9 protein-coding genes are annotated in these 10,355 nt (G+C 74.4%); 4 read left to right on the forward strand and 5 right to left on the reverse strand.

What is annotated here, in order from left to right; genetic code table 11:
* Positions 1 to 186 precede the first annotated feature (186 nt).
* Positions 187 to 1,005, reverse strand: a complete 819-nt coding sequence (locus RKE29_RS23570; RefSeq protein WP_312007593.1) for a serine hydrolase domain-containing protein — start codon at positions 1,003 to 1,005, stop codon at positions 187 to 189.
* Positions 1,006 to 1,162: 157 nt separating this feature from the next.
* Here RKE29_RS23570 and RKE29_RS23575 point away from each other — a divergent pair, with 157 nt between their 5' ends.
* Both RKE29_RS23575 and RKE29_RS23580 read left to right on the forward strand, forming a co-directional pair.
* Positions 1,163 to 1,624, forward strand: a complete 462-nt coding sequence (locus RKE29_RS23575) for a MerR family transcriptional regulator (RefSeq protein ID WP_312007594.1) — start codon at positions 1,163 to 1,165, stop codon at positions 1,622 to 1,624.
* A gap of 7 nt (positions 1,625 to 1,631) precedes the next feature.
* Positions 1,632 to 2,654: an aldo/keto reductase gene (locus RKE29_RS23580; RefSeq protein ID WP_312007595.1), complete on the forward strand. Its 1,023-nt coding sequence runs from the start codon at positions 1,632 to 1,634 to the stop codon at positions 2,652 to 2,654.
* 105 nt (positions 2,655 to 2,759) lie between these two features.
* Here the strand turns inward: RKE29_RS23580 and RKE29_RS23585 are convergent, their stop codons facing one another.
* The 3 genes from RKE29_RS23585 to RKE29_RS23595 all read right to left on the reverse strand — a co-directional run bounded on the left by RKE29_RS23585 (position 2,760) and on the right by RKE29_RS23595 (position 5,799).
* The gene (locus RKE29_RS23585; RefSeq protein WP_312007596.1) at positions 2,760 to 3,635 is read right to left on the reverse strand and encodes a DUF4429 domain-containing protein; all 876 of its coding nucleotides are present in this window, start codon (positions 3,633 to 3,635) and stop codon (positions 2,760 to 2,762) included.
* A 130-nt stretch (positions 3,636 to 3,765) separates the two neighbouring features.
* Positions 3,766 to 4,953 (reverse strand): alpha/beta hydrolase, encoded by a 1,188-nt coding sequence (locus tag RKE29_RS23590; RefSeq protein ID WP_312007601.1) that lies wholly within the window; start codon positions 4,951 to 4,953, stop codon positions 3,766 to 3,768.
* A 126-nt stretch (positions 4,954 to 5,079) separates the two neighbouring features.
* Complete coding sequence (locus RKE29_RS23595) at positions 5,080 to 5,799, reverse strand: TetR family transcriptional regulator (RefSeq protein ID WP_312007597.1); 720 nt, start codon at positions 5,797 to 5,799, stop codon at positions 5,080 to 5,082.
* Positions 5,800 to 6,028: 229 nt separating this feature from the next.
* On the opposite strand from RKE29_RS23595, the gene RKE29_RS23600 reads away from it, so the two are divergent.
* Positions 6,029 to 6,436 (forward strand): peptidase inhibitor family I36 protein, encoded by a 408-nt coding sequence (locus RKE29_RS23600; protein WP_312007598.1) that lies wholly within the window; start codon positions 6,029 to 6,031, stop codon positions 6,434 to 6,436.
* A gap of 96 nt (positions 6,437 to 6,532) precedes the next feature.
* On the opposite strand, the gene aceE is transcribed toward RKE29_RS23600, so the two are convergent.
* A complete protein-coding gene (gene aceE, locus RKE29_RS23605; RefSeq protein ID WP_312007599.1) occupies positions 6,533 to 9,277 on the reverse strand; it encodes a pyruvate dehydrogenase (acetyl-transferring), homodimeric type in 2,745 nt (914 codons plus the stop codon).
* 520 nt (positions 9,278 to 9,797) lie between these two features.
* Here aceE and RKE29_RS23610 point away from each other — a divergent pair.
* The gene (locus tag RKE29_RS23610) at positions 9,798 to 10,238 is read left to right on the forward strand and encodes a DUF3052 domain-containing protein (RefSeq protein WP_312007600.1); all 441 of its coding nucleotides are present in this window, start codon (positions 9,798 to 9,800) and stop codon (positions 10,236 to 10,238) included.
* The last annotated feature ends 117 nt before the right edge of the window (positions 10,239 to 10,355 follow it).

The raw sequence follows: 10,355 nt of genomic DNA on the forward strand, positions 1-10,355 counted from the left end.
CGGCCCGGGTGCGGCGGCCGGCCCGGGTGCGGCGGGCGGCCCGGAGCCGGGCGCGGTGCTCGGCCCGGGCGACGCGGCGCGGATCTCGGACGCGGCGGGCCTGACGGCGACGGCCGAGGGCCCGGCGGAGCTGCTGGTGTGGCAGCTGCCCGCGGAGCCGTCCCCCGGCTGACGGCCCGGACCGGCTCAGGCGGCGCGCAGCTCGGCCAGCACCGCGTCGGTGAACGCGGGCCACGCCTGCACCGCCCACGGCCCGAACACCCCGTCCGTCAGCGCCGCGCAGGCCGCCCCCGCCTCCGGGTCCACCCACAGGAACGTGCCCGACTGCCCGAAGTGGCCGAAGGTGCGCGGCGAGGAGGCCGCGCCCGTCCAGTGTGGCGACTTGCGGCCGCGTATCTCGAAGCCGAGCCCCCAGTCGTTCGGCCGCTGGTGCCCGAAGCCGGGCAGCACGCCGCCGACCCCGGGGAAGGCGACGGCGGTGGCCTCGGCCAGCGTGGCCGGGCTCAGCAGCCGCGGCGCCTGCAACTCCGCGGCGAACCGGGCCAGGTCGGCGGCCGTGGACACGCCGTCCTTGGCGGGCGAGCCGGACAGCTCGGTCGACGCCAGGCCCAGCGGCTCCAGCACCGCCTGCCGCGCGTACTCGGCGAAGGGGATGTCGGCGGCCTTCGCGATGTGGTCGGCCAGCTCCTCGATACCCGCGTTGGAATACAGCCGCCGGGTGCCCGGCTCGGCCATCACCCGGTGCTCGTCGAAGGCCAGCCCCGAGGTGTGGGCGAGCAGGTGCCGGACGGTCGACCCGGGCGGCCCGGCCGGCTCGTCCAGCTCGACGGCGCCCTCCTCCACGGCGATCAGCGCCGCGTAGGCCGCGAGCGGCTTGCTCACCGAGGCGAGCGGGAACCGCTGGTCCTGCGGCCCGTACGCCCCCGCCACCGTCCCATCCGCCCGCACCACCACGGCCGCCGCCGTCGGCACCGGCCACGTCCCCGCCATCCGCAGACTCTCCATGGCCCCGAGCTTAGGCCCTGCCTGTGACACCCGGCCCGGGTCCAGGCCGGGCCCGGGCCGGGCCGCCGGAATCCCGCTTGCCTGGAGTGCACTCGAAGTCTCTAGCGTTGACCAGGTCGTGACCACCGAACCACGGCGACGAAAGAGACGAGGCCGCATGTCCGCGACGGATACGCAGACCGCCGCCCACCGCCGGTCCCGCTGCGCCGGCACGCCCGTGCCGCCACCGGACCCGGACGGGCCGGGCCGCTACACGATCAGCGAGGTGGCCGCCCGCACCGGTCTGTCGGCGCACACGCTGCGCTGGTACGAGCGCATCGGACTGATGCCGCACGTGGACCGCACCCACACCGGGCAGCGCAGCTTCACCGACCGCGACCTGAACTGGCTCGACCTCGTGGGCAGGCTGCGGCTGACCGGCATGCCGGTGGCGGACATGGTCCGCTACGCCGACCTCGTACGACAGGGCGAGCACACCTACGCCGAGCGGGAGAAGCTGCTGACCGCCCACCGGGAGAACGTGCGGCAGCGGATCGCCGAGCTGCGCGGCACACTCGACGTCCTCGACCGCAAGATCGATTTCTACGCTGGCGCCCGCTGGGTGTCGGAGAGGGTTTGACGGCTTGATGAGCAACGACACGATCGCGACCGTCGCGCTGGGCGCCGGAGGCCCGCGGGTCGGCGTGCAGGGCCTGGGCTGCATGGGCATGAGCCACGCGTACGGGCCCACGGACGAGACCGAGGCGCGGGCGACGCTGGAGCGGGCGCTGGAGCTGGGGGTCANCTACGACACGGCCGACGTCTACGGGTTCGGCGCCAACGAGGAGTTCCTGGCGCCGTTCGTGCGGGCCCACCGGGACGAGCTGGTGCTGGCCACCAAGTTCGCCATCGTGCGGCCCCTGGGCAACGGCCGCCCCTACGCCGCGGGCGACGTCCGCAACGATCCCGCCTATATCCGGCAGGCCGTCGAGGGCAGCCTGCGGCGGCTCGGCGTCGACCACATCGACCTGTACTACATGCACCGCCGCGACCCCGCCGTGCCGATCGAGGAGAGCGTCGGGGCGATGGCCGAGCTGGTCGCGGCGGGCACCGTGCGCCACCTGGGCCTGAGCGAGGTGACGGCCGCCGAGCTGCGCGCGGCGCACGCCGTGCACCCGATCGCGGCCCTCCAGTCGGAGTGGTCGCTGTTCAGCCGCGCCCCGGAGGGCGCCATCGTGGACACGGCGCGCGAGCTGGGCGTGGCCTTCGTGCCGTTCTCGCCGCTCGGCCGCGGCTTCCTGACCGGCTCGTTCACCGACGCCGAGCAGGAGCTGCCGGACGGCGACGCCCGCCGCGGCATGCCGCGTTTCACCGGCGACAACGCGGCGGCCAACGCGGCCCTGCTGGAGCCGGTCCGCACGGTCGCCGCGGCCCACGGGGCGACCCCCGGGCAGGTCGCGCTGGCGTGGGTGCAGGCCCGGGCGCGGGCGCACGGGCTGACCGTCGTCCCCATCCCCGGCACGCGCAGGCGCTCCCGCGTCGAGGAGAACGCGGCCGCCACCCGCATCGAGCTGACCGACGCGGACCTCGCGGCGCTGGAACCCCTCGCGGGGCAGGTCGCGGGTGACCGCTACCCGGACATGGCGTGGGCGGCGGAGGGCCGCGGGTAGCCACCCGGCCCGCCCGGCCCTTCCGGCCCCTTTCTGTCCGTACGAGCCGTGGGAGCCGTGGGAGCCGTACGAGCCGGAGGGGCCGGAGGGGCCGGAAGGCCGGGCCTACAGCTCCGCGAGCAGTTCGGCCTTCTTCGCGCTGAACTCCTCGTCCGTCAGCAGCCCCGCCGTGTGCAGGTCCCCCAGGTGGCGGATGCGGTCGGCGATGTCGGCCGGGTCGCGGCGCGCGGCCGCCGCCGCGCGCGGGGCCGGGGCCGCGTCGGCGGCGCCGGGCGCACCGGCCCTGATGGCCTCCAGCAGGCAGGCGGCGAACGGCAGCGACTCGTGGACCAGGCCGTAGCCCATCCCGAAGACGACGGCCGCCGGGTCCTGGTCGGCCGCGCCCGGCTCGGCGTCCTCGGCGCCGCGCTCCAGCAGTCGCAGGTGGCCGTCGACGACCTCGGGCGAGCGCCACTGAAGACCGCTCAGCTCGTCCACCCGGAACCGCTGGTCCCCGGCCTTCCACTTCACCGACGACGCACCGGTCCTGAACCAGCGGAAGGTGACGGCCTTTCCGTCGAAGGACGCCTTGCCGTCGTACGCCTTGAAGGACAGCGGCGGCGCGGGCGCGGCCACCAGGTGCGCCTCGGCGGGCGCGCCGGCGTCGGGGCCGAGAGCGGACCGTATCTCGTCGGCGTAGAACCGGGCCAGCGGCTCCCGCTCCGCGGGCAGCACCAGCCGGTAGGGGTCGGAACCCTCCTTCAACTGCCCGTCAGCCGCCTCCATCAGCGGATCGGAGCCCGGCCGCGGCACGGCCCGCAGGGCCACCGTGCCCCGCCTGCCGGGCGTCAGCTCCACGGCGGCCAGCGCCTCGTACGGCACGCGGCGTTCACCGAGCGCCTGCAACAGCTTCGGTGTGCGGATCCCCCGTTCAAAGCGGATGAGCACAGAGTTCGTGTCGAACTCCCAGACGGTCTGGAAACCGGCCAGCACATCACCCATGCGGCTCATCGTATGCGGCGGCGAGCGCTCCGTCCCCCACCCGTAACTACGCGCGTCGAACGATTTTTCCCACGCCGTCCGCTATGCCGACCGTCCGGTTCCGGCCTCGGCGGCCCCGCCCGACACTCCGTCAGACGCCGTACGGCGCCGTGCCGCCGGGCCCGGGGCAGGCCCGCGCCGGCCGCCCGCCGCGGCGCAGACCCACCGTGCAGTCGGCGCCGTCCGCGCAGGTCACCCAGCCGGCGGCGCCGACCCCTATCGCGGCGAAGTTCCGCAGGCTGGCCGTGCCCGGCTCGAAGTACCCGCCGTGCCCGCGCGCCCCGGCCGCCGACAGCACCCGGGCGCCGAAGCCGGGGGAGACCGGGTCGGCGCCGTGCCCGAAGCCGCCGACCTCCAGGTGGGGCACGTCCTCGATCCAGTCCCCGGCGTCCCGCGTGGCCCACACCCGCGCCCGCGTGCCCAGGTCCGCGGCGCGGTCCGCGCGGACGCCCGGGCTGCCGGCCACCACGATGTCGGTCACCCGCGCGGGCAGCCGGCGGGCCGCCAGGCCGCACACCACCGAGCCGTAGCTGTGGCAGACCAGCGTCAGCCGCGAGTCGCCCGGCAGGGACAGCGCCAGCGCGCGCAGCCGCGGCGCGCCGCGGGCGGCCAGCCGGGCGGAGGCGGCGTCCACGCCGATGCCGTCCGGGGCGGTGTAGTCGGCCCAGGCGACGACCGCGTCCCGGCCGCCGGGGTCGGCGGCCAGCTCCGCCTCGTACAGCGCGCGGGCCATGCCGGACGGCGCGGTGCGCGCGCCGTTGGTGCGCTCGAAGTTCAGGATGCCGGTGTCCACGCCGGGGACGACGACCGTCACCCGGCGGGCCCGCTCCAGGCCGCCGAACACCTCGGCGGCCCGCCCCGCGCCCGACGGGTCGAAGGCGAGGATCTGCCGCCCCGGGCGCAGCATCGACTCGTAGCGGTGCATGCGGCGGCCCGCCTCGCGACGGCCGAGCGCGGTCAGCCGGCGGTCGCCCATCCGCCGCCGCTGGACCTCCCGGGCCTGGGCGAGGGCGACCCGGTTGGCGCGGTAGCGCAGCGAAACCGGCGCGCCGCCCAGGTTGCCCACGGCCAGCGGGTAGCGGCGTACGAGGCGGTCGCGCTCGACGGCGGTCAGCGAGCCGAAGAAGCGGGCCAGGACGTGCGGCGGGGCGTCCGGCGCGGGCAGCGGCCGGCCCGCGAGCGTGCCCGCGCGCCACTCCTTCAGCGCCGCGGTGAGCGGATCGGGTGCCGCCCTGCGCTGGGCCGCCCAGCCGGTGGTCGCCAGGAGGACGAGCACCATCGCCAAGGCGAGCAGACCGCGCCGGGCGGTGGACGTGGGTAGCAAAGAGACGCGCTCCGAACAGGTAGTCACCGCGGGACACCCTAGGAGAGGCACGCCTCCTTCCGGCCGGTTGCGTGAGTCATCTCACGTTTGACCGGGTGTGCTCACAGGAGCGCGGCCGCCGCGCAGGGGCGGCGGAACGCGCCCGGCGGGCCCCGCGGCCCACGGCTCGGCGAGCCCGGCGCCGAGGTGGTCCAGGTAGAAGGCGGTCAGCTCGCGCAGCGACTCCGCGGTGCAGTCACCGCACTCGCCCCACAGCTTCCCTGCCACCCGCGTGGCGCCGCCGAACACCGCCACCACCAGGCGCGGCCGCGGGTCGGCGTCCACGTCCAGGCCCTCGCGGCGGGCGATCTCGCGCGCGGTGCGCTCCTGGAGCTCCGCCGTGCGCCGCAGGTGCGCGGCGAGCAGCACGGGAGTCGACTCGATCATGCGGTACGCGCGCACGTGCAGCTCGACCGGGACCAGCTCGCCGATGGCGTCGCCGATGGTGTCCCACGCGCCGAGCGCGGCCCGCCGCAGGGCGGTCAGCGGCGGCTCGCAGGGCGGCCGCTCGCGCAGCCGGGCGAAGAAGTGCGCCTCCGCGGCTTCCTGGGTGGCGAAGGCGACCTCTTCCTTGCTCGCGAAGTAGCGGAAGAACGTGCGCTGGGACACCTCGGCGGCGCCCGCGATCTCCTCCACGGTGGTCTGCTCGTAGCCCTGCCGGGTGAACCGGGCGAGCGCCGCGCGCACCAGGGCGCCGCGCGTGCGCTGCTTCCTGCGCTCGCGCAGCCCGGCGCGGGCCGAAGCCGCCTGGTCCGCCGTCACCGGGGGGTGAACCCGTCAGTCCGCTGTCTGCCGCCCATGACCCGGCTCACGATACCCGCGCCCGTGCCCTGCCCGGCCCGGTCGCCTTTCCCCTATCAGGAGGATGTCCACCCGGATTCCTTGTGGCCGCGGTCGGCGCCTGCCCACGCTGGTTGCCGTGCGCGGTCCGCAGAGCGCTACGCATCGTTTCCGACACCATGGACCGTCCAGACACGGGGGAGTGACCCACATGAGCCGTACGCGTCCGATCACCGCAGCCGGCGTCACGTCGGCCGTCGTCCTCACCGCGGCGGCCGGCGCCGTCCTGGCCGCCGTCTCCGCCGCCCTGTCCCCGGCCCCGGCCGAGGCCTCACCACCCCGCCTCGGCCCGTGCGCGACCGGGCAGCTGTGCCTGTGGCACGGCAGTGCCTTCTCCGGCGCGCGCGAGGTGCGCGAACTGGCCGACACCGACATCGAGGAGTGCGTGCGCCTGTCGACCGGCACGGCGGCGTCGCTGGCCAACCGCACCCGCAAGCCGGTCACCACATACCAGAGCGCGGAGTGCGCCGAGACGGGTGACTTCGCGACGTACCCGTCGGGGACGTGGGTGCCGGAGTCTCCGTACCAGGTGCGGGCGGTCAAGATCTGGGAGCGGTGAGGCGCGCCCCGGGCCGGGCCGTCCGGCGCGGCCCGGAGCGCGGAAGGGGCGGGGCCGGGGTCAGCACCCCGGCCCCGCCCCCTCTGTCGCCAGGGGCTACGCGTCGCCGCCCGCCGGGCCCGGGTCCGCCGCCGTCACGTCCAGGAGCTGGTAGCGGTCCACGGCCTGCTTGAGCGCCGAGCGGTCGATCCGGCCCTCCCGGACCAGCTCGGTGAGCACCGCCAGCACGATCGACTGCGCGTCGATGTGGAAGAAGCGACGGGCCGCCCCGCGCGTGTCGGCGAAGCCGAAGCCGTCGGCGCCCAGCGACTGGTACGTGCCCGGCACCCAGCGCGCGATCTGGTCCGGGACGGCGCGCATCCAGTCGGACACGGCCACCTTCGGGCCCTCCGCGTCGGCCAGCCTGCGCGTCACGTAGGGCACGCGCTGGTCCTCCTCCGGGTGGAGCAGGTTGTGCTCCTCGGCGGCCACGGCGTCGCGGCGCAGCTCGTTCCAGGAGGTGGCCGACCAGACGTCCGCCCGGACGTTCCACTCCTCGGCCAGCAGCCGCTGCGCCTCCACCGCCCACGGCACGGCCACGCCGGAGGCCAGGATCTGCGCGGGGACGGCGCCGGCCTCGGCGGGCCGGTAGCGGTACAGGCCCTTGAGGATGCCCTCCACGTCCACGCCCGCCGGCTCGGCCGGGTGGTGGATCGGCTCGTTGTAGACGGTGAGGTAGTAGAAGACGTTCGGGTCCTCGTCCGCGCGGTGCTCGCCGTACATGCGGCGCAGCCCGTCCCGCACGATGTGCGCGATCTCGAAGCCGAACGCCGGGTCGTAGGCCACGCACGCCGGGTTGGTCGAGGCGAGCAGCTGCGAGTGGCCGTCCGCGTGCTGGAGGCCCTCGCCGGTCAGGGTGGTGCGGCCGGCGGTCGCGCCCAGCACGAAGCCGCGCGCGAGCTGGTCGGCCATCTGCCAGAACTGGTCGCCGGTGCGCTGGAAGCCGAACATCGAGTAGAAGACGTACACCGGGATCAGCGGCTCGCCGTGGGTGGCGTACGCCGAGCCCGCCGCGATCAGCGAGGCCGTGCAGCCGGCCTCCGAGATGCCGTCGTGCAGCATCTGGCCGGTGGGCGACTCCTTGTAGGCCAGCAGCAGCTCGCGGTCCACCGACTCGTACAGCTGGCCCAGCGGCGAGTAGATCTTCGCCGAGGGGAACAGCGAGTCCATGCCGAAGGTGCGGTACTCGTCGGGCGCGATCGGCACGAAGCGCTTGCCGACCTCCTTGTCCCGCATCAGGTCCTTCAGCAGCCGCACGAAGGCCATGGTGGTGGCGATCTGCTGCTGCCCGGTGCCCTTCTTCAGCGCCGCGTACGCCGCGTCGCCCGGCAGGGCCAGCGGCTTGGCGCGCACCACGCGCGTGGGCACGTACCCGCCGAGCTCGGAGCGGCGGTCGTGCATGTACTGGATCTCCTCCGAGTCCCGCCCCGGGTGGTAGTAGGGCGGCAGACCGGACTCCAGCTCCTTGTCCGGGATCGGCAGGCGCAGCCGGTCGCGGAAGCGCTTGAGGTCGGCGACCGTCAGCTTCTTCATCTGGTGGGTCGCGTTGCGGCCCTCGAAGTTCGGGCCGAGCGTCCAGCCCTTGATGGTCTGGGCGAGGATGACCGTCGGCTGGCCCTGGTGCTCCACGGCGGCCTTGTACGCCGCGTACACCTTGCGGTGGTCGTGGCCGCCGCGCCCGAGGTGCAGGATCTGGTCGTCGGTCATGCCCTCGACCATCTTGCGCAGCCGCAGGTCGTCGCCGAAGAAGTGCTCGCGGATGTACGCGCCGGTCTCGGTGGCGTACGTCTGGAACTGGCCGTCGGGCGTCGTGTTGAGCTTGTTGACCAGCACGCCGTCCCGGTCCTGGGCCAGCAGCGGGTCCCAGGTGCGGTCCCAGATGAGCTTGATCACATTCCAGCCGGCGCCGCGGAACACCGACTCCAGCTCCTGAATGATCTTGCCGTTGCCGCGCACCGGGCCGTCGAGGCGCTGGAGGTTGCAGTTCACCACGAAGGTGAGGTTGTCCAGGCCCTCGCGGGCGGCCAGCGAGAGCTGGCCCAGCGACTCCGGCTCGTCCATCTCGCCGTCGCCGAGGAAGGCCCACACGTGCGAGCGAGAGGTGTCGGCGATGCCGCGCGCCGCCAGGTAGCGGTTCATCCGCGCCTGGTAGATCGCGCCGAGCGGCCCGAGGCCCATGGAGACCGTCGGGAACTCCCAGAAGTCCGGCATCGACCGCGGGTGCGGGTAGCTGGACAGGCCGTGGCCGGGTTTGGACTTCTCCTGCCGGAAGCCGTCGAGGTTGCCCTCGGTGAGCCGGTCGAGCAGGTACGCGCGGGCGTAGATGCCGGGGGAGGCGTGCCCCTGGAAGAAGACCTGGTCGCCGCCGTCGCCCTGCTCCTTGCCCCGGAAGAAGTGGTTGAAGCCCACGTCGTAGAGGGAGGCGGAGGAGGCGAAGGTGGCGATGTGGCCGCCCACGCCGATGCCCGGGCGCTGGGCCCGGGAGACCATCACGGCCGCGTTCCAGCGGGTCGCGTTCAGGACGCGGCGCTCGATCTCCTCGTTGCCGGGGAAGAACGGCTCGGCCTTGGTCGCGATGGTGTTGACGTAGTCGGTGCTGCGCATCTCGGGTACCGCCACCCGCCGCTCGCGGGCGCGCTCGATGAGGCGGAGCATGAGGTAACGGGCGCGTTCACGGCCTCGCTCGTCGACGGCGGCGTCGAGCGAGTCGAGCCACTCCTGGGTCTCTTCGGGGTCGAAGTCCGGGACCTGGCTGGGAAGGCCGCCAATGATGATCGGGTTGCGATCGGATCCGGAAGCCACGCTATTCCTTACGTTTATCGGTCGTGCTCGTCTGCCGAGCCCGCGGGGTCGTGCTCGGCGGTGGTCTGGTGACCCGTGCTGTGGTGGTCCGTGCTCTGGAACCGCGCCGATCTCCATCGTGTACCCGGGGTCTGGGGTACGTCATCTCTACCGTGTGGTAACACCACTCCGTGAGACGGCGCCCGGACGGCCTCCGGGCGGTCCGGGGCGGACGGCGCCCGCCCTGCCAGGCTACGCCCGGGCGGTCGGGTGCCGGCGTGCGCCGTTCGGCCCCGGGCGTGCCTCGATCGGCGTACGCTGGCACTCACAACCCAACAAGACGGGCATTTCGCCGCACGGGCCAGGGCCCCGGTCCGTTCCCCGATGAGGCGACTTGCGGCGACACGTCAACGTTTGGGCGGGAACCGCTGGCCGGGTACTTGCGCGATCCGTCCGGCCCGTGTGGACTACGCCCAATGTCCCGCGTGCGCGCGAGGCGTACAGCGGCCAGGAATGAACACGAGATGACAGGAGGCAATCCGTGAGCGCGACCGCGGACCACGCGGAGGAGCGGACCAACCCCGCCGCCAGGCTGGGTTTCCAGCCCGGTCAGGTGGTCCAGGAGATCGGCTACGACGACGACGTCGATCAGGAGCTCCGCGAGGGCATCGAGGAGATCACGGGTCAGGACCTCGTGGACGAGGACTACGAGGACGTGGCCGACGCCGTGCTGCTGTGGTTCCGCGAGGACGACGGCGACCTGACGGACGTGCTGGTGGACGCCACCACGATGATCGACGACGGCGCCACGATCTGGCTGCTGACGCCCAAGACCGGCCGGGACGGCTACGTCGAGCCGAGCGACATCGGCGAGTCCGCGACCACCGCGGGCCTGTCCCAGACCAAGAGCGTCAGCGTCGGCAAGGACTGGGTGGGCAGCCGCCTGGTCACCCCGAAGGCCGCCCGTACCGGCAAGCGCTGAGGCCGCCCCCTTCCCCGGCCGGACCGCCGGGCCCCCGCCACCGGGCCGGCGCCGCGCCGGGAGCCGCCGGGAGCCGCGCGCCGGAGCGCCGTCCGCGGCGGGCCCGGGCCTCGCCGG

Source organism: Streptomyces sp. B1866, from assembly GCF_031932565.1.
Classification (GTDB): Bacteria; Actinomycetota; Actinomycetes; order Streptomycetales; family Streptomycetaceae; genus Streptomyces.

Coding starts and splice junctions, on each gene's coding strand:
- RKE29_RS23575 (WP_312007594.1), top strand. CDS start 1,163: ATGTCCGCGACGGATACGCAGACCGCCGCCCACCGCCGGTCCCGCTGC.
- RKE29_RS23585 (WP_312007596.1), bottom strand. CDS start 3,635: ATGGGTGATGTGCTGGCCGGTTTCCAGACCGTCTGGGAGTTCGACACG.
- RKE29_RS23570 (WP_312007593.1), bottom strand. CDS start 1,005: ATGGAGAGTCTGCGGATGGCGGGGACGTGGCCGGTGCCGACGGCGGCG.
- RKE29_RS23590 (WP_312007601.1), bottom strand. CDS start 4,953: ATGGTGCTCGTCCTCCTGGCGACCACCGGCTGGGCGGCCCAGCGCAGG.
- RKE29_RS23600 (WP_312007598.1), top strand. CDS start 6,029: ATGAGCCGTACGCGTCCGATCACCGCAGCCGGCGTCACGTCGGCCGTC.